24 protein-coding genes are annotated in these 18,700 nt (G+C 42.4%); 19 read left to right on the top strand and 5 right to left on the bottom strand.

The annotated features are described in order from the left end of the window. Positions 1-28 precede the first annotated feature (28 nt). The 16 genes from JO943_RS02820 to JO943_RS02745 all read left to right on the top strand — a co-directional run bounded on the left by JO943_RS02820 (position 29) and on the right by JO943_RS02745 (position 11,429). Entirely contained in the window at positions 29-373 is a 345-nt protein-coding gene (locus JO943_RS02820; protein ID WP_005230829.1) for a PilZ domain-containing protein, read from the top strand. A 24-nt stretch (positions 374-397) separates the two neighbouring features. After that, on the top strand, positions 398-1,171 hold the full coding sequence (locus JO943_RS02815) for a TatD family hydrolase (RefSeq protein WP_032869412.1): 774 nt from the start codon (positions 398-400) through the stop codon (positions 1,169-1,171). Between the two features lie 41 nt (positions 1,172-1,212). After that, entirely contained in the window at positions 1,213-1,821 is a 609-nt protein-coding gene (locus JO943_RS02810; protein WP_005230824.1) for a TetR/AcrR family transcriptional regulator, read from the top strand. Positions 1,822-1,832: 11 nt separating this feature from the next. Continuing rightward, on the top strand, positions 1,833-2,381 hold the full coding sequence (locus JO943_RS02805; protein WP_005286249.1) for a Tfp pilus assembly protein FimT/FimU: 549 nt from the start codon (positions 1,833-1,835) through the stop codon (positions 2,379-2,381). A 187-nt stretch (positions 2,382-2,568) separates the two neighbouring features. Continuing rightward, positions 2,569-2,922: a type II secretion system protein gene (locus JO943_RS02800; protein ID WP_227556463.1), complete on the top strand. Its 354-nt coding sequence runs from the start codon at positions 2,569-2,571 to the stop codon at positions 2,920-2,922. Further along, on the top strand, positions 2,919-3,533 hold the full coding sequence (gene gspJ / locus JO943_RS02795; RefSeq protein WP_199948370.1) for a type II secretion system minor pseudopilin GspJ: 615 nt from the start codon (positions 2,919-2,921) through the stop codon (positions 3,531-3,533). The genes JO943_RS02800 and gspJ overlap by 4 nt, the downstream gene beginning before the upstream one ends. Positions 3,534-3,537: 4 nt before the next feature. Next, positions 3,538-4,497 carry a type II secretion system minor pseudopilin GspK gene (gene gspK / locus JO943_RS02790; protein ID WP_202739916.1) on the top strand — a complete coding sequence of 320 codons (960 nt, stop codon included), beginning with the start codon at positions 3,538-3,540 and terminating at the stop codon, positions 4,495-4,497. A gap of 107 nt (positions 4,498-4,604) precedes the next feature. Then, a complete protein-coding gene (locus JO943_RS02785) occupies positions 4,605-5,201 on the top strand; it encodes a 6-pyruvoyl trahydropterin synthase family protein (protein WP_005286237.1) in 597 nt (198 codons plus the stop codon). 43 nt (positions 5,202-5,244) lie between these two features. Beyond that, positions 5,245-5,958: a uracil-DNA glycosylase gene (gene ung / locus JO943_RS02780; protein ID WP_005230812.1), complete on the top strand. Its 714-nt coding sequence runs from the start codon at positions 5,245-5,247 to the stop codon at positions 5,956-5,958. Beyond that, a complete protein-coding gene (locus tag JO943_RS02775; RefSeq protein WP_171067740.1) occupies positions 5,955-7,079 on the top strand; it encodes an enoyl-CoA hydratase/isomerase family protein in 1,125 nt (374 codons plus the stop codon). The genes ung and JO943_RS02775 overlap by 4 nt, the downstream gene beginning before the upstream one ends. Before the next feature lie 6 nt (positions 7,080-7,085). Beyond that, on the top strand, positions 7,086-7,595 hold the full coding sequence (gene tadA, locus JO943_RS02770) for a tRNA adenosine(34) deaminase TadA (protein ID WP_199973036.1): 510 nt from the start codon (positions 7,086-7,088) through the stop codon (positions 7,593-7,595). Between the two features lie 66 nt (positions 7,596-7,661). Next, positions 7,662-8,102: an SRPBCC family protein gene (locus tag JO943_RS02765; RefSeq protein WP_038343878.1), complete on the top strand. Its 441-nt coding sequence runs from the start codon at positions 7,662-7,664 to the stop codon at positions 8,100-8,102. 9 nt (positions 8,103-8,111) lie between these two features. Then, entirely contained in the window at positions 8,112-8,792 is a 681-nt protein-coding gene (cmk, locus tag JO943_RS02760) for a (d)CMP kinase (protein WP_032869420.1), read from the top strand. A 115-nt stretch (positions 8,793-8,907) separates the two neighbouring features. Beyond that, positions 8,908-10,590, top strand: coding sequence for a 30S ribosomal protein S1 (gene rpsA / locus JO943_RS02755; RefSeq protein ID WP_004639293.1), 1,683 nt, complete (start codon positions 8,908-8,910; stop codon positions 10,588-10,590). 156 nt (positions 10,591-10,746) lie between these two features. After that, positions 10,747-11,049, top strand: a complete 303-nt coding sequence (locus JO943_RS02750; protein WP_004653854.1) for an integration host factor subunit beta — start codon at positions 10,747-10,749, stop codon at positions 11,047-11,049. A 14-nt stretch (positions 11,050-11,063) separates the two neighbouring features. Then, positions 11,064-11,429 (top strand): lipopolysaccharide assembly protein LapA domain-containing protein, encoded by a 366-nt coding sequence (locus tag JO943_RS02745; protein ID WP_005230795.1) that lies wholly within the window; start codon positions 11,064-11,066, stop codon positions 11,427-11,429. Between the two features lie 83 nt (positions 11,430-11,512). On the opposite strand, the gene JO943_RS02740 is transcribed toward JO943_RS02745, so the two are convergent. After that, a complete protein-coding gene (locus JO943_RS02740) occupies positions 11,513-11,839 on the bottom strand; it encodes an AzlD domain-containing protein (RefSeq protein ID WP_005286229.1) in 327 nt (108 codons plus the stop codon). After that, complete coding sequence (locus tag JO943_RS02735) at positions 11,836-12,492, bottom strand: AzlC family ABC transporter permease (protein WP_005286227.1); 657 nt, start codon at positions 12,490-12,492, stop codon at positions 11,836-11,838. Before JO943_RS02735 ends, JO943_RS02740 begins: the two co-directional genes overlap by 4 nt. Before the next feature lie 89 nt (positions 12,493-12,581). On the opposite strand from JO943_RS02735, the gene JO943_RS02730 reads away from it, so the two are divergent. Next, entirely contained in the window at positions 12,582-13,130 is a 549-nt protein-coding gene (locus tag JO943_RS02730; protein WP_005230792.1) for a helix-turn-helix domain-containing protein, read from the top strand. A 113-nt stretch (positions 13,131-13,243) separates the two neighbouring features. Beyond that, positions 13,244-13,924, top strand: coding sequence for an orotidine-5'-phosphate decarboxylase (pyrF, locus tag JO943_RS02725; RefSeq protein WP_005286221.1), 681 nt, complete (start codon positions 13,244-13,246; stop codon positions 13,922-13,924). A 12-nt stretch (positions 13,925-13,936) separates the two neighbouring features. Here the strand turns inward: pyrF and JO943_RS02720 are convergent, their stop codons facing one another. Beyond that, positions 13,937-14,854, bottom strand: a complete 918-nt coding sequence (locus tag JO943_RS02720) for a lysine exporter LysO family protein (protein WP_032872934.1) — start codon at positions 14,852-14,854, stop codon at positions 13,937-13,939. Between the two features lie 231 nt (positions 14,855-15,085). Between JO943_RS02720 and JO943_RS02715 the strand changes: the two genes are divergently transcribed. Continuing rightward, the gene (locus JO943_RS02715) at positions 15,086-15,661 is read left to right on the top strand and encodes a TetR/AcrR family transcriptional regulator (protein WP_202739915.1); all 576 of its coding nucleotides are present in this window, start codon (positions 15,086-15,088) and stop codon (positions 15,659-15,661) included. Between the two features lie 26 nt (positions 15,662-15,687). On the opposite strand, the gene JO943_RS02710 is transcribed toward JO943_RS02715, so the two are convergent. Beyond that, positions 15,688-16,914 carry a multidrug effflux MFS transporter gene (locus JO943_RS02710; protein WP_202739914.1) on the bottom strand — a complete coding sequence of 409 codons (1,227 nt, stop codon included), beginning with the start codon at positions 16,912-16,914 and terminating at the stop codon, positions 15,688-15,690. 217 nt (positions 16,915-17,131) lie between these two features. Further along, positions 17,132-18,646, bottom strand: a complete 1,515-nt coding sequence (locus JO943_RS02705) for a flavin-containing monooxygenase (protein ID WP_202739913.1) — start codon at positions 18,644-18,646, stop codon at positions 17,132-17,134. Positions 18,647-18,700 lie beyond the last annotated feature (54 nt).

Below are 18,700 nucleotides of genomic sequence, written 5' to 3'. Positions count from 1 at the left end.
ATGATTTAGTATTGAACAGGGGAAAGTTATGCAACCACAAATGATGGGCGGAATTATACAGGTCAATATTCCAGATAAAGCGACCTTACAATCCAGCTATATGCCTTTTGTCCAAGGCGGTGGTTTATTTGTGCCAACCAAGCAGGCAGTAAAAATGGGACAGGAGGTTTTTGTACTGGCCACATTGCCGGAACAAGCGCAAAAGATTCCATTAACTGGAAAAGTGATCTGGATTTCGCATAAACAGACGCATTTTAAGCCACAAGGTTTTGCCATACAGCTCGCAGGTGAAAAAGGCGTGTATTATAAAAATGAAGCTGAGAAATTGCTGGCGGGATCTAAAGGTCTGGATCGTCCAAGTTATACCATGTAGTAATGAAGTAAATAGGATAGAAGAGTGTTTGTTGATACGCATTGCCATTTAACTATGCTGGATTTAAGTCCTTATCAAGGCGACTTGGATCAGGCACTGGAACAAGCCCGTCTTGCCGGTGTGTCGAAATTCATGGGAATTTCGGTTGATCTTGAAGATCATGTCAAGCTGGCAGAAATTGCTGCCCGCCATAAAGACGTTGGCTATTCGGTGGGCGTTCATCCCTGTGAGGATGAGCAGGTCATGGCGCGTGCAACAACAGACTATCTGGTCAATCTGGCTCAGTCCGATAAAGTGTGGGCTTTGGGTGAAACCGGTCTGGACTATTATCACAGTACGGATTTTGTTGAAGAACAGAAACGTTGCTTTGCGCGACACATTGAAGCTTCAAAAATCGTGAAAAAGCCTGTGGTTGTGCATACCCGTGCAGCCAAGCACGATACCATTGATATTATTCGTGCAGAGCAGTCTACCCATGGTATTTTGCATTGTTTTACCGAGGATTGGGAAACAGCAAAAGCTGTTCTGGATTGTGGTTATTATATTTCTTTCTCCGGGATTGTTTCTTTTAAAAATGCGCAAGACTTGCGTGATGTGGCTAAACAGGTACCGCTTGATCGCTTGCTCATCGAAACGGATAGTCCTTACTTAGCGCCAGTGCCTTATCGCGGTAAAAGCAATGAACCGAAATATGTTCCTTTTGTAGCAAAAGCATTAAGTGATGTATATGATAAATCGGTTGAAGAGATTGGCATGATTACAACACAAAATTTTGAAAATCTCTTAAATTTGAAATAAACGGTTTTTGTTGTACTAGGAAAGAGAGTTATTACGTGAAAATGGATCGTCAAGCTCAGTTTAGAGCACGAGAAGTATTAATTTTTCAAATCGCGGAGCAACTCCTATTAGAAAATGGTGAGGCAGGCATGACGCTGGATGCGTTGGCTGCCGAGCTGGATCTTGCAAAGGGCACGTTATATAAGCACTTTCAAAGTAAAGATGAACTCTATATGTTGCTGATTATTCGTAATGAGCGCATGTTGCTGGAAATGATTCAGGATACCGAAAAAGCATTTCCTGAACATCTGGCTTTCTTTATGTTGCACCATCTACATCATCCGGAGCGTACCGCGCTCTTTCATCAGATCGAAGAGCGGCTTTCCACCACGGGACAAGGCATTCAATTATTATTCAGTGAATTATATAAAGTGCGTAGGCAGCGTCTGCGTATCATTATCCGTATGACGGAAAGTTATTTACTGGATATAAACAGTACCATGACGACACGTGATTATCTGGCTTCAATCTGGTCTTTGACCTATGGTGCAGCGGTGATTCTGAATTCGAGTTTTTATCAACGCTATTTAGGTTCTCGAGACACTTTACGTGTTGCTTATATTGAGCAGGCTTTGGCATTGCCGAAGCTGGTCGAACCTGTTCTTGCATAGTTGAAAAACGCATGAGATCACCACAGCATTCGCAAAAAGCCTTTACCCTGATTGAGGTGATGGTGGTGATCGTGATTATGACGATTATGGCATCTCTCGTGGTTTTGAATATCGGTGGCGTTGACCAGCGTAGGGCCATGCAAGCCCGAGAGATGTTTATTCTTGATCTGAAGAAAATCAATAAAGAAGCGACTGATCAGGCCAAAGTCTTTGCCTTAAATACTCAAAATGCAACAGATGTCGCACCTTTTAGTTACAACTTATTTGAATATCACGACCAGAGTCGTGAACAGATTCAGCAGGCTGATCGCACCTGGCAACTCTATAAAGAATTTAAGACCCGTCAATTGCCCAATAATGTTTCTTTAACGATTCAGAGTTTAGATACGGCGAGTTATAACAAAGCCAAAAATGAAGATTTGCTGGGGGGTAAGGCTCCTCAACTCATCTGGTTCGGAAACGGTGAAGCCAAACCTGTTCGAATCCAGTTTTATTATGAGCAACAGCCGATTGGGCATGAGTTAGAGCTGGATCATTTGGGTAAGGTCAATGAAAATTAAGTCTTTAACAGGTCTTCCAGAAAATGCTTGTTGTCTTGTGAAAGCAGAGAAAGCTTGCACCTCAAGTATAGCTTCTCGGCTTTCAACAGAACACAAATCTCACACCTCAAGCATAGCTTTCGGTCTTGCAGCAGGGCCGAGCGTTGCTCGGCGGAGACCTGCTTCAGGATTTACCTTACTTGAAGTGATGGTGGCGCTGGCGATCTTCGCAGTTGCAGCAATTGCGTTAACGAAGGTGGCAATGCAATACACCCAGTCAACATCGAATGCCATTTTAAGAACCAAAGCACAATTTGTAGCGATGAATGAAGTGGCGATGATGGAAATGAACCAAGAGTGGCTGGACGGTACGCAATCCAAGCAAGTCACATCTCAAGGTGAAACGTGGCAAATTGATAAAAAAGCACAATCGACGGTTAGTCCGAAGATCCAGCGCATCGAGTTGCAAGTCAGCTTATTTAATAATGAACAAGGCAAGGTCGAAGCGGGCATTACCAATCTTGTGTTCTTTAACTATCCTGCAAAGGCCAGAACACAATGAAATACACACGTGCATTTACCTTGGTCGAATTATTGGTTGCCATTGCAATCTTTGCAGTACTTTCGATGTTGGGCTGGAAAGTTTTTGACTATCTATTAAAAGTCAAAGATCGCAATGCCGAACATGAAATGCATTTATTTGCCTTGCAGGACGCCTATCAGCAGGTGCTAAGAGACAGTCTGCAGATGATTCCTTTAACTGCCAATGATGGCCGACAGTTGCAGGCAGCGCTGGTGTTGAATGATCAGCACTTTGCATTTAGCAAGGCAGGTGTTTCTGATCCATTGAAACAGGGTTTGTCTCCTTACGAGCGTATTGAATACCGCTATGATGCTGCCCAAAAGAAAGTCTATCGCCTGAAATATTCGAATTTGAATATTCCCAATCGTGTACAACCTGTTTCAAGTACTTTGCTGGAAAATGTCGACCAATTTAAGCTGACGGTATTGAACCCGCAAGAATTGACGCAATGGCCTGAAAACAGTGACCCAAGTAATATCGCTGAATTGAAGAAATTACCCCGTGGTATCAAAATTCAGTTGACGGTTGCGGGGACTGATTATGAGTGGGTGTATAGTCTGTTAAACAATCCAGATATGGGCGGTCAGTAATGCCATGAAAAATCACTCATCTCAACATGGCATCGCATTGTTAACCATTCTGGTGATGGTGGCGTTGGCCACAATTCTGGCGGCAACTATTGCCAAACGACAGACCAATACTGCCGAGAATACCGGCTATTTGATGCGTCAGAACCAGTCCTTACTGTATGCCAAAAGTGCAGAAGCATTTTTTTCGGAATTGCTGATTCAAGACAGTGATAATGGTGAAAGTATTGATCATTTACAGGAAAACTGGGCCAAACCAATGCCGCCATTTCCTGTGGATGATGGCTATGTTGCGGGGCGTTTAGTCGATGAGTCGGGCAAATTTAACCTGAATAATCTGGTCAAGGCAGATGGAACCCAAGTAGATGAGGCTTCGCGACGCTGGTTTGAAAAGCTGCTGCAACGGGTCGGTCTGCCTGCAGAGCTCAGTCAGGCCGTGATTGACTGGCAAGATGTTGATGATGAAACTACAGGTGCGATGGGTGCGGAAAGTAATTATTATCAGGGCTTGGATCCCGCTTATCTGACACCAAATACCAAGTTTCATAGTGTGGAAGAATTGAAACTGGTCAGAGGTTTTGAAGGCAAAAATTATGATTTGATTAAGGCTTATGTCACGGCATTACCAGAGTACACCAAGGTCAATATGAATACAGCACCAGCCCTGTTATTGGCCAGTATTGATCCAAAGATTGATGTCAAAGCACTTGAACAAGCATTAAAGACCAAACAGGCCAACCTGACCTATTTCAATAATGTGGATGATTTATGGCAATTAAGTGTTTTTTCTGGAATAGATGAAGCAAACAAAGCCGATGCAACAGCTTTGCTGGACAGTAAATCCAATTATTTTACCGCACAGATTGAAGTGGTTTTAAGCGAACGGAAGCGTCAGTTTACCAGTGCTTTAGCACGTAAAGATAAGCAAGTGACTGTTTATTCAAGAAGTCTTTCACCTTTCCAGTAAATGTGTAGATTGATTTGTCAAATGGTGACAAGGTTTAAAATCAATCCCAATCCATGTTTTTTTGCTTTATAATAAAATCCGTTTGCAGATAAAGATTAGCTTGGTGCATGTTAATTCGTAAATTGTTTAAGTTTGAGAATGCTCATATTGTACGTAACTGTACATCGGACCGCTGTAAGCGTTCGATTCATGGGCACAGTTATAAAGTTGAATTATTATTAAAAGCGTCAAAGCTGGATCATGGACAAATGGTTTATGATTTTGGCTTGCTTAAAGGCGTGATTAAAGAGCTATATGATAGCTTCGACCATGCCATTTGTTTCTGGCAGAAAGATGATCCTGCTTATATTGATGCATGTAAAACATTTAGTGCACGCTGGATTTCCTTACCGGTTTCGCCTTCGGCAGAACAGTTTTCGCGTATCTTTTTCTTTCTCGCCCAGCAAGTGTTAAATTCAACCGTAACCCAGAATGGTGAAGGTGATGTTGAGGTTTACTCCGTCATTGTTCATGAAACTGATACGGGCTATGCACAGAGTTTTCAGGAAGATATTGAAAATATACAAATGGGTGAATTGAGTCTGGAACAGATTGTCTTTTCAGAGCAGGTACAGGCTGAATGGAGTGATGTTCAGATGTATGAAAACCTGAAAAAAGGAACAAAATTCCAGAATCCGAATGTAGAATTACAAGTTAATATTTAAGTAATTTTCACTTAAATAAAAGAATCTATTTCAAGGAATGTTGATGCAATTTACTGAACAGCAACAGGACAAACTTAATAAAGTTCAGTTGGACGAGTCTTGGAAAATCTCATTGTCAGAGTTTCTTCTGAGTCCTAAAATGGATAATTTACGTGAGTTTTTACAACAAGAAAAACTCGCAGAAAGAGTCATTTACCCCCCAAGCAAACAGATTTTTAATGCATTAAATACCACACCCTTAAATGCAGTAAAGGTCGTGATTTTGGGACAGGACCCTTATCATGGTCCGAATCAGGCCAACGGTTTAAGTTTTTCTGTACAAAGAGGGGTTGCATTACCTCCGTCTTTGCGTAATATTTTTCACGAATTAAATACCGATCTGGGTGTTCCGGTTTCTCGTCATGGTGACTTGAGTAAATGGGCAGCACAGGGCGTGTTATTACTTAACAGTGTACTGACAGTGGCAGCAGGACAGCCCACTTCACATCAAAAACAGGGATGGGAAGACTTTACCGATGCGGTCATTGATGTATTGAATGAGCAGCGTGAACATATCGTGTTTATTTTATGGGGTGCTTATGCACAGCGTAAAGGGCAACGTATCGATCGTAACAAGCATCTTGTGCTTAGTGCAGCTCACCCATCACCACTTGCTGCAAACCGTGGTGGTTTCTTTGGCTGCAAAGTATTTTCTAAAACCAATCAATATTTGAAACAACATGGCATTGAGCCTATAGACTGGCAATTGGACGCATAATGACTTCTCCCGATTTAAATAGCTATCATCCTGATTTGGTTATTGAACATGCACAAAATGGCTGGCGAATCATTCGTCTTAATCGCCCTAAATCGTTACATGCTTTAGATGAACCAATTGTAAGTGCGCTACTGAAAGTATTTGAACATTTCCATGAAGATGAAACTGTCAAGGCAATCTGGTTCGATTCGACCACACCAAAGGCTTTCTGTGCAGGCGGGGATGTGCGTAAATTACGTCAGCTCGTCATCAATAAGGAAGTGGAAACAGCAAACCAGTTTTTCCAGCAAGAATATGCACTGGATTTACTGTTACACAATTATGCAAAGCCAATTGTGGTCTGGGGCGAAGGCTATGTCATGGGTGGTGGTCTTGGCCTGTTTATGGCCGCACCTTTCCGTCTGGTGACGCCATATTCGCGTCTGGCAATGCCTGAAATCAATATTGGTTTATATCCAGATGTTGGTGCAAGCCGTTTTCTGGCTGACCGTGGCCAAATCGGATTGTTTACCGGTTTAACCGGTTCAATCATGACTGCAGCGGGTGCGTTCAGTGTGGGTTGGGCAACGCATATCTGTGAAGCGCAACGTGATAATGTGCTGCAAAAAGTGTTAAATGTCGACTGGAACCATTATCCAGCAGGTGCATTCCGTGCCATTGATGATACCTTGAATAGCTTACATCGTCCTGTGGCTGCGGGGCCGTTGCAAAATTCAATTGATGTGATTCATAGCGTTTGTCGTGGTCAGAGCTTTGAATATGACTATCAATCGATTATTGGCCTCAGTGATGCAAGTAGTGACTGGTTACGTCAGGCCAGTGAAAACCTGCAAAAGGGTTCACCAAGCACGGCGGCGATTACCTGGTTGTTATGGCAATGGGGTAAACAAGGGCATGCCTGGGATGAAGTATTTGCCCTGGAAGCGCAAATTTCTGAATGGAAAATCCGCCATCCTGACTTTGTTGAAGGTGTGCGCGCCCGTCTGGTCGATAAAGATTTGTCACCTGAATGGAAAGCAACTGAACAGTTAACGCTTAAAGGCATCTTGGCTGACTGTGCGCCTGTAACCAATATTGAGAGCTGGAATGCGTTATTAAAGCACTATGGCGTGATTGCTTAAGTTGCTATGACTGTAGAAAATCATAATGATGAATACTGGATGCAGCTTGCCTATGAGCAGGCTGCATTAGCGGCATCACAGGGAGAAATTCCTGTCGGTGCCGTTCTGGTTAGTAATGAGCAGGTCATTGGTGCGGGCTATAATGCACCGATTAAACTGTCAGATCCCACTGCACATGCAGAAATACAGGCGTTGCGTGCCGCTTGTCAGGCATTAAATAACTACCGCCTACCGGAAGATACAACCCTCTACGTCACGCTTGAACCGTGCACCATGTGTGTTGGCGCTTTAGTGCATGCACGGGTAAAGCGGGTGGTTTTTGCTACTACAGAGCCCAAAGCAGGTTCTCTGGTCAGTGCCCGTCAATTGCTTGAAAGCGGTTATTACAATCATAAATTTGTTTTTGAACAAGGATGTCTGCAAGCGCAGTGTTCCTTGCAGCTGAGTGAATTTTTCAAACAGAGACGAAGTGAAAAGAAGAAAATCCGTTCGTCAAAAACGTCCTTAAATGATTAAAAATGTCTCATGAGTTGTGGCACACTAAGCCTCCAATATTTTTGGGTAAAATCAAAAGGCGAAGTTATGCGTAATGCAATCACGATAAAAAAAGAATTCAATGCACCGATCTCTGAGGTTTTTGACTTGTTGTCAAAACACGCCACCTATAACAAGGCATTTGCACCGTTACAGGTGGTTCGTGTGAAGGATTCGGCTGATCCACAACGTCCTGACGGAATCGGTTCAGTTCGCCGCATGGGATTTGGACCGATTAAACCGCTACAAGAAGAAATCACCTTATTGGAAGAGAATAAACGAATTGAGTATAAGTTGATCAATAACCCTTTGGTAAAACACCATTTAGGGCAAATTGACTTTAAAGAAATCACACCTTTTGTAACTTTGGTCACTTATAAGATTGAATTTACAGCAAAAGCACCTTTTGTAAGTAAATTAATTCTTGCACAACTCAAAGCAGCGATTACACTAGGTTTTTCAAAATTAGCCAAATCAGTTGCTTCATAAGAGATGGGAATGACAGTTCATATTATTACGATTGATGGTCCAAGTGGTTCTGGTAAAGGCACATTGGCTGCAAAAATTGCCGCACATTATGGTTTTAGTTTATTAGACTCTGGTGCGTTATATCGTTTACTTGGGCTGTCTTTGTTTCAGCATGGCTTACTCGATCAGCTGGATACCCAGCTGGAGCAGTGTGTTAAATATGCGACCCAGCTCGATATTGAATTTAAATCGACACCAGCAGCGACACTGATTTTTCTGGAAGGGGTGGATGTCACCAATACCATCCGTACAGAGCAGGTTGGTGAGTACGCTTCTAGAGTTGCGGCTGTTCCGGAGTTGAGAAAAGCTTTATTCGAACGTCAGCGCGCATTTATTCAGCCACCTGGTCTGGTGGCTGATGGCCGTGATATGGCGACTTCGATTTTTCCAGAAGCCCAAGCCAAGATTTATTTAACCGCATCGGCTGAATCTCGTGCAGCGCGTCGTGTAAAACAGTTGCAGGGTATGGGTCTTGATGCTAAAATAAGCGACATTTTATCTAACATACAGGCTAGAGATAAAAGAGATATGGAGCGAACTGTTGCTCCGCTCAAGCCAGCTGAAGGCGCGTATATCATTGATAGTTCTACAATAGGCATCGATGAAGTGTTTCAGTTAATGGTGGACTATATCGATAGCCGTATTCAATAGATAGACCATTTTATTTTCAGTTGAAGCATTGCTTGATCAGATTTTTTGGACAATGTAACAACTTAACTAAACCGGCCTTGTCTGATCCAAGACCGCGGACTTTATCAGGTATATCATGACCGAATCTTTTGCAGCCCTCTTTGAAGAAAGTGAATTAAACCTCAACGTTGAAAAGGGTGCAGTCATCCAAGGTACTGTTGTTAGTATCGATTCTGACTGGGTTACTGTTGACACTGGCCTTAAATCTGAAGGCGTTGTTGACCGTGCTGAATTTTTAAATGAACAACGTGAACTTGAAGTTCAAGTTGGCGATACTGTTGACGTAGTTGTTGAAGCGCTTGACAACGGTATGGGTCAAACAGTTTTATCACGTGAAAAAGCGAAACGTGCTGAAACTTGGACTAAACTTGAGAAAATCTTTGAAGACGGCGAAATCGTTACTGGTGTTATCTCTGGTAAGGTTAAAGGCGGTTTCACTGTTGACATCGGTCCTGTACGTGCGTTCTTACCGGGTTCTTTAGTTGACACTCGTCCTATCCGTGACACTACTCACCTTGAAGGTAAAGAGTTAGAGTTCAAAGTAATCAAACTTGATGCTAAACGTAACAACGTTGTTGTATCTCGTCGTGCAGTTATGGAAGCTGAATCTTCAGCTGACCGTGAAGCATTACTTGCTCAACTTGAAGAAGGTCAAACAGTTACAGGTACGATCAAAAACCTTACTGATTACGGCGCGTTCGTTGATCTTGGCGGTATTGACGGTCTTCTACATATCACAGATATGGCTTGGAAGCGTATCAAGCACCCTTCAGAAGTTGTTGAAGTTGGTCAAGAAGTTACAGTTAAAGTACTTAAGTTTGACCGCGAGCGTAACCGCGTATCTTTAGGCCTTAAGCAATTAGGCGAAGATCCATGGTTAGCGATCATGAGCCGTTACCCTAAAGGTTCTATCGTTAAAGCACGTGTAACTAACTTAACTGACTACGGTTGCTTCGCTGAAATCGCTGAAGGCGTTGAAGGCTTAGTACACGTTTCAGAAATGGACCACACGAACAAAAACATCCACCCATCTAAAGTTGTTCAGATCGGTGACGAAGTTGATGTTATGGTTCTTGAAGTTGACGAAGAACGTCGTCGTATTTCATTGGGTATCAAACAAACTCGTGCTAACCCATGGGAAGAGTTTGCTAAAGCACATGAAAAAGGCGAAAAAGTTTCTGGTACAATCAAGTCAATCACTGACTTCGGTATCTTCATCGGCTTAAACGGTGGTATCGACGGTTTAGTTCACTTGTCTGATATTTCTTGGAACGAACAAGGCGAAGAAGCGATTCGTCGTTACAAGAAAGGCGACACAGTTGAAGCAGTTATCTTGTCTGTAGACGCTGAAGGTAACCGTATCAGCCTTGGTATCAAGCAATTAAACAGCGATCCATTCAATGACTTCTTGGCTGCGAATGAGCGCGGTGCTTTAGTTAAAGGTACTGTAACTGCTGTTGATGCTAAAGGTGCTACAGTTAAATTAGCTGATGACATCGAAGCAACACTTAAAGCTTCTGAAATCAACCGTGACCGCGTTGAAGATGCGACTAAATTCCTAGAAGTTGGTCAAGAAGTTGAAGCGAAGATCATCAACGTTGATCGCAAATCTCGCTCTATCAACTTGTCTATCAAAGCGAAAGACGAAGCTGAAGAGAAAGAAGCTGTGAACAATGCTCGCCAAGCTGCTGCGACTCAAGCTGCAGAAAGCAATGGTCCTAAGACTATTGGTGACTTAATTAAAGCTCAAATGAAGTAATTTGTTAAAAAGTACGTTTCTTGTAACAGAGACGTACTTTTTTATACAAAAATACTGTAAACGGTAGCGTAGTAATCATGTACTGCGCTACCGTTTTGTATTTAAACAGGTTATTATTAAAAACATTGGAAGTAGCAATAATTAAAGAGGTCATCAATGACTACTGAAGCACTTAATAAATCTGATTTAATTGAACGGATTGCGCTTAAAAACCCACACTTGGCTGAACCTTTAGTTGAAGACGCAGTTAAGATTATGATTGATCAAATGATCGAAGCACTTTCAAGCGGTGATCGTATTGAGATTCGTGGTTTTGGTAGTTTTGCTTTGCATCATCGTGAGCCGCGTTTAGGGCGTAACCCTAAAACAGGTAAGTCGGTTGATGTTGCAGCAAAAGCAGTTCCACACTTTAAACCTGGTAAGGCACTTCGTGACGCAGTAAACGAATCTGCTGAATAAGTATTGAGGTCTTTATGCGTTATGTTCTAATTGCATTACTCGTTGCCATTTTTGGTTATTCACTTGCTTTGGTGCTTCAAAACCCAGCTGAGCTACAAGTAGACTTGTTATTTACTCAAGTTCCAGCAATGCGTTTGGGGTTATTACTTTTATTGACTTTGGTCTTAGGTATTGTTGTTGGGCTCCTTCTTGGCGTCCAGGTTTTCCGCGTTTTCCAAACCAGTTGGGAAATTAAGCGATTACGTAAAGATATCGATCATCTACGTAAAGAGCAAATTCAACTTGCACAGCAAGCTGCCGCAGAAGCTGCTGCAAATGTAAGACATGAGAAAACCATTCTGGATATTAACCCGGAAAGCCATCCACGTAATCCGTTATAATCTTTATATTGCAGCCTTATAAGATCTTGATGATTGTATAAGGCATTTAAAAGCTCTTTATCATTTAAAGAGCTTTTTTTGTTTTATGGCAGACCCAAATATCTCAACGTAGCCGTAAGCAGCATCGCCACTAAAATTACCACAATAAGCGAATATTTTTTCCATGCAAAAATGATCGCAACCGAAACACCTATTATTTTGCTGATCCCGCTAAAATGGGCTTCCGTAAAAAGGGTATTGAATACCGCTAAGGTGAACAGCAAAACACAGGCAGAATCTGCCAGTAACTGCTTATGATGTTCTTTAATCTCGATGCGATTTGCCAGATAAAAGCCTGAATAACGGATCAGATAGGTCCCTAAAGCAAGAACGACAACGCCGATAAATATATAACTCTCACTGTATTTCATTTCGTTTTCCGACCTAACATTAAACCAAGCATAGACACTAAAACAGGAAGGCCTGTTGGAAGTAAGGGAATAGAAGCTAGGGAAAGGGAGGTACCCAGAAATACCCGATTGCGTGTGGTCTTATTCTTGAGCATGGGCAAAATCAAGGCAAAAAGAATGGCCGGGAATGCTGCATCAATACCAAAGACATAAATATCCGGAATATTTTTACTCAACAGATAACCAGTAAACACGCCGAGCGGCCAAAGTATGCTGATACCTACACCACACATCCAGTAAGCCCATTTCTTTAAATGTGCTTCCTGCTGACTTAGCCCGAACATGACACTTTCATCATTCATGATATGACAGGCAATAAAGTGATAGACATTCTTCTCAATGAAGGTTGCGACAGATAATCCAAAAGGTAAATGACGCAAATTGATAAGTATGCCTGTGAATGCTGCAAATACCGGATTGGCTCCTGTCGCAATCATGCCAATAAAAGTAAATTCCGCTGCACCTGCCAGTACCGTTAAGGAAAGCGCTAAAGGAATCCACATGGGCAGGTTAAAACTGGCCGCAACCGAGCCGAGAGAAATTCCGACAATTCCTGTTGCGACCGAGATGAGAATAATGGCTTTGATTAAGTGATACCGCTGTTTATCTTGCATCTTTGTTTTCTATATCAAACGACCGTACGTTATAATAGATTAATCTTATATCGTTCGTCAAAACGAACATTCGTTTTTTATGGTGGGTTATGGCGTTGCCAATTGAAATTGTTGCAAAAGGATTGCAAAGAGAGAGACAAAAAGCAGGATTGTCGTTGGCTGAGGTCGCACGTCGTGCAGGTATAGCCAAATCAACCTTATCGCAATTGGAGGCCGCACAAGGCAATCCAAGTCTGGAAACCTTATGGGCCTTGTGTGTGGCTTTGGATATTCCATTTGCCAAGTTAATGGAAAGTAATATTGCACAAACTCAAGTCATACGTTTTGGTGAAGGGCCATCCGTTTCATCTGAAATTGCCCATTATCAGGCTATTCTATTGGCCAATTGCCCAACGGGTGCCCGACGAGATGTGTATATGCTCACCACCCAACCTGGTGAACCGCGTTGTAGTCAGCCGCATCCGATTGGCAGCATTGAGCATATTGTGATTATGAAAGGTCAGGCCAGAGTCGGCTTAATTTCCGAGCCGATCTTGCTTAATGAAGGAGACTACATTTGTTATCCTGCCGATCAACCGCATATCTTTGAAGCTTTACAAGCGGATACCAGAGCCATCCTGATCTCTGAACAAAGATAGCGATGATTTCCCTGTGCTATAAAGTCTTTTTTGCATTATGCGTAGATTGTTACTTTGTTCATGGGGTGAATCACTTTATAATTAACTGATTTTTATGTGATGGAACTAGATTCGTGAGTATTATTGTTGCCCTAGACGCAAAAAGCCAATATGACGCCTTAACAATTGTTGATCAGCTTGATCCGTCACTTTGCCGTGTAAAAGTTGGCAAAGAGCTTTTTACTCATGAAGGCCCATCAATTGTGAAGAACTTGCAAGACAAAGGTTTTGACGTTTTTCTTGATTTAAAATTCCATGATATTCCCAATACCACAGCTCAAGCGGTATGTGCTGCTGCCGACTTAGGGGTATGGATGGTCAATGTGCATGCTTCAGGTGGCCGCAAGATGATGGAAACCTGTGTTGAGCGATTGAAAGCAGGTAACTATCAGACTCAACTGATTGCAGTGACTGTTTTAACCTCAATGGGACGTGAAGATTTACTCGATATCGGTCTGGATATCGAGCCAGTTGAACAGGTGAAGCGTTTAGCCAAACTTACGCAGGAAAGTGGACTGGATGGTGTGGTGTGTTCAGCCCAAGAAGCGAAAATCCTTCGTGATCTGTTAGGTCAGCAGTTTGCTTTGGTTACACCGGGTATTCGTCCAGAGGGTTCAAATGCGGATGACCAAAAACGTATTGTAACCCCAAAACAGGCAATCCTTGATGGTTCAACGCATTTAGTGATAGGTCGTCCAATCACTAAAGCGGAAAAACCGACTGAGATGTTGAAATCAATTTTGGCTTCGATTTAATGAAGTCGAAGGTTAAAACCTCATACTAAGAAATAAACTGATCAAGAGTGGTGCGAGCAGCGATAGAATCAATCCACTCATCATGGCATGTGGGACATAATGTGTGCCACATGACTGTTTCACCATCGCAAGCGTCACATCCATTGAAGTCGCACCCGCACTGGAAATCGCCGAGCGTGGAAAGCGCCAACCTAGACAATACATCAATAAAATTGCAAAAATTTCCCTAAATAAATCGGTTAACAGGGCAATACCTCCCAGTTTGGCCGAGTGCAGTTCGGTAAATAAAATCCCAGACATTGAATACCAGCCATAACCTTGTGCTAGGGCCATGACTTCATTCAGGCTGTAATGCTTCGATAGAATAAAATAATTCAGAATTGCTGCCAGACAAGATCCGATGAATGCAGCCACGGGCACCAGTAAAATTTTCCAGCTTAACCAGCTACGATCGAATTGAGTAAAGGCCAGCTCAATGCCAATCAAGAAAATAAAGATCAGTAATAAATACCAGCTATTAAAGGCGATATGCAGGTCTAAGCTTTGAATGAGCATCCCCAAGCCAATCCCGGCCGCCAAGGCCAGAAAGGCTTTGCCAATATTCTTTAGCGCATTGAGAAACAGGTGCAGTGAGATTTTTCCTTGCACACTTTGTCGATCAATCAGCTTATAGGTCATTAAACAAATGAAAAAAGAACCAATTGACGTGGTGAATGCAATGAGTAGCGCAGGTGGCAGGATGGTTGCTGGATTCTGAATATGATTCAGTGCCTGAGTCAGTTCAAAGGCAACACTGACCAGTAAAATATAAGAAAAATAGGGAAGAATTTTAAAGACGAATTTTTTTAGCGACGGAGATAAATGTGGTGCTACAAAATAGCCTAAGCCAATACAAACAAAAATCTGGAAAATCAGAACGAAAGAGGTCATACAATCAGAGCGTTTACAGTGCTGATTTATTATGCAGGGAAATCTTATACTTGGGTAGGTTTATATATCATTTGATCAAGAAAGTTTAGGGCTGAAACAATGAGAAAGTGTTGAACAGAGCCTCTCCCAGATTTTTATTCTATCCTGAGATGCAGATTGAATGCGCTGATTCAGCTATGCATATCACATCAGGTGAAATATACTTATATCAGTACAAGAGGTAGATGATTTGTGACAGCAGCCAAGATTCAAAAATATGCATTACAACGCTTTGCAAAACAGGGCTTTGCAGCCACGTCATTACATGAAATTGCAACCGATGTTGGTATCAAGAAACCTTCGATTTATGCCCATTTCAAGAATAAGGATGAACTTTATCTTAGCCTGATTCCGATCATGATTGATGAAGAGCTGGGCTATGCCCAAACGGTTTTGCAGGGTGGAGAACAGCTCCAGCAGCAATTGCATGATTATTTTATCAGTATCGAACAGCGCTTTAACGCATCTTATGCGGTTCAGTTCTGGATGAATGCCTTGATCAGTCCACCCGTGCATTTATATGATCAGGTGATTGAGCCGATGCATCTCTTCATGGCTGATCTGGAACAGCTATTTTGGCAAGCGATTCAGAATTCTGAAGTGGTTAAAAATCAGCATCAACTTGACGCTCAGACCCTTGCCCGGGTATGCATGAGTTTTGTGGATGCCTTGCAAAGTGAATTGATCTATGGCGGTCGAGAAAAGTTTCGACTTCGTCTGGATGCCATCTTAAAGGCATTGAATGTATTGATCAGTACCCGAATTTAAAAGGGTACTGATACCGTTGAATATCGTTATTCAGCTTCTGCGACAGGAAAGCTAGCCCCTTGTCCTGACGCGGCAAAAATAGATAAGCCCAGTGCGATGCTGCCACAGATGAATAAACTCGCGGGAAGCAGGCTGATATTAACCTCGATCAAACTCACCATAAGACCAATCAGTGACGCAAGCGCATATTGGAGTAAGCCCATCAAGGATGATGCTGCGCCTGTCAAATGCTGCGGGCTTTGTTGCATGGTCAGTGCGGTGACGTTACCAAAGATAAACCCGGTCGACCAGATACTCAGTCCCAAAAGTACAATGTATTGCCATAAGTTTAAATCATAAAAAGACACCCCCAATAAGAGCGCCAAGCTGGCCCCACTGAATATACACATACCGAGGACCAGCAAGCGTTGCGCCGACCAGCGTTTTAATAGCAGGATTGAAACCTGTCCAAGAATGATTAGCCCAATCGCATTGGCCGCGAATAAGGTACTAAAGGTTTCATTATGAATATGATAATGCTGAATAAAAATAAAAGGCGACTGGCTCAGGTAAACAAAGAAAGCACCCAAAATGGAACCACCTGCAAGGGTATACGCCATAAAGCTTTTATTTAAGCTCAATGTCTGATAGCTGATTCTGATGGTGCCGAGCTGGAGTGGCTGGCGATACTCAGGTTTTAAGGTTTCGGGTATGGCGTAATTACCCCACAACCATAAGAGTGTACCGAGTACGGCCAATATATAGAAAATAAGCGTCCATGATCCGAATCGAAGAATAAAGCTACCGAATAAAGGTGCAATGATGGGAATGATCATCATCACTTGCATCAGGATCGAAAAGTTTTTGGCACTGCTTTGCGCATCACATATATCGGAAATAATTGCTCGGGGTACCACTAATCCTGCCGATGCGCCTATGGCCTGTAGGAATCGGGCTGCCAGTAACCATTCAATCGACGGCGCAATTGCAGCCAGTAATGAACCCAAAATAAAGATTGCAATACCAATCAGCAACGGTTTACGTCGACCAAAACGGTCTAGCAAAGGCCCATACATCCCTTGACCTATGGCAAGACCGATTAGAAATACCGACAGGGTGAGCTGGATATGTCCAGGTGTGGTTGCAAAGCTTTCGGCAAGTAGTGGAAATGCAGGTAAATAAATATCAATTGCCAGTGCATCTAAGGCGGTAAATAAGGACAGCAGTAGTAACAAAGACCAACTGATTTTAGAGATTGGCGGAGCAGATTGCATATCTTGTAGACTCTAGGGCAGGAAGAAAATGAGCAGACATTATTTAACTACCTAACGTTAGGTAGTTAAAATCTTAGCATGAATTTTTCGTTTTTGCCTATAGAAAGAAATGCGGTTTTAAGTTAGAGAAGGTGCTAGGTGAGAGGTAAAAGCCATTTTATGGTTCAGAAATACAAAAGCCCCTGAGACAATCAAGGGCTTTTTAACTCTTTACTATTTATGCAGCATTAGATTTGGCATCAGTCGAGCTGCTGATAAAATTATAATCAGCCACGTTTACTTTGCGTGTCTCTAACCAATATCTCCATGTATAGGTTGGCCATAGTGAGAAGTTTTTGCCATCAGCAGCTTGATACCAACTGCTACAGCCACCCGCTTGCCAGACCGTACCTTTCAGTTGCTCTTGTACACGCTCATTGAATTGATCCTGAACATCCTGCTTGATTTCGACAGCTTGAGTCTTGGTTTGATTGACAGTTTGAATCAATTGCAGAATGTAGTTCACCTGTGATTCGATCATGAAAATTACAGAGTTATGACCAAGAATGGTATTGGGTCCAAGCAACTGGAACAAATTCGGGAAGTTTTTGGTGCTGATACCATAATAGCTTTCCGCACCATCTTTCCATGCCTGTTTCAGTTCAATGCCATTACGACCAATACAGTTGAAATGCTTTAAATAAATGCGTGGATCGGTAATGAAGCCCGTACCATAAATCAGGCAATCAATTTGGCGTTCTTTGCCATCTTTAGTGATAATGCCGTTCGCTGTAATTTCCTGAATAGCATCCGTCACCAGTTCAACATTGTCACGGTTAAAGGTCGGGAAGTATTTATTAGAAATCAAAATACGTTTACAGCCCATGACAAAATCTGGAGTCAGTTTTTTCGCCAGTTCTTTATCCTTGACCTGGAAACGGATAAAAGCTTCTGCCAGTTTTTGGCCATATTTCATGATTTGTGGCTGCACAATCGGTACAACACGAGATTCATTGGTCCAGTACAGGCGGGTTCTGTGAATCTGACGATAAATATTCGACGCTTTAAAAAGTCTTTTGCTGAGCTGTGAGTATTTACGTTCATCACGCGGAATGACCCAGGCGGCAGTACGTTGTAATACATAGAGCTGCTTAACTTCGGGTGCGATTTCTGGAATGTACTGAATGGCACTACCACCGGTGCCAATAGATGCAACGGATTTACCCGTTAAATCATAATCGTGATCCCATTGAGACGAATGGAACACTTTGCCTTTAAACTTTTCAATGCCTTTGACATGAGGAATTTGTGGAACATGCAACGGGCCAGAAGCAAAGATCACAAATTGCGCTTCGAGGGTGGCCTGATCTTTAAAGTCCAAGGTCCAGACATTGCGGTTTTCATCAAACTCGGCTTTGGTCACTTCATGTCCGAATTTGCAATAGTCTTTTAATTGATATTGTGCTGTGATGTCCTGAATATAGGTAAAAATCTCATCTGCTTCTGCATAACGTTTTGACCAGTCGGTTTTTGGCGCAAAAGACAGGGAATACATATGTGACTGCACATCGCATGCTGCACCCGGGTATTGGTTTTCACGCCATGTACCACCGACGTCATTGGTTTTTTCTAAAATTACAAAATCATTAATTTGACTTTGCAACAGGCGAATGGCCATCGCTAAACCACCAAAACCTGCACCAATAATTGCCACTTTTGTTTTTTGAATCGCATTTTTGGTTACATTACCCATAGCGTATATCCTGTACAGCTAAATTTTGTGCCAGTTTAACGGTTTTATCGAGAT

It is taken from the genome of Acinetobacter sp. 'aerobic (ED)' (genome assembly GCF_904886855.1).
Classification (GTDB): Bacteria; Pseudomonadota; Gammaproteobacteria; order Pseudomonadales; family Moraxellaceae; genus Acinetobacter; species Acinetobacter courvalinii.
The sequence above is the reverse complement of the archived record's forward strand: the minus strand, read 5'-3'. Positions and strand labels throughout refer to the sequence as shown.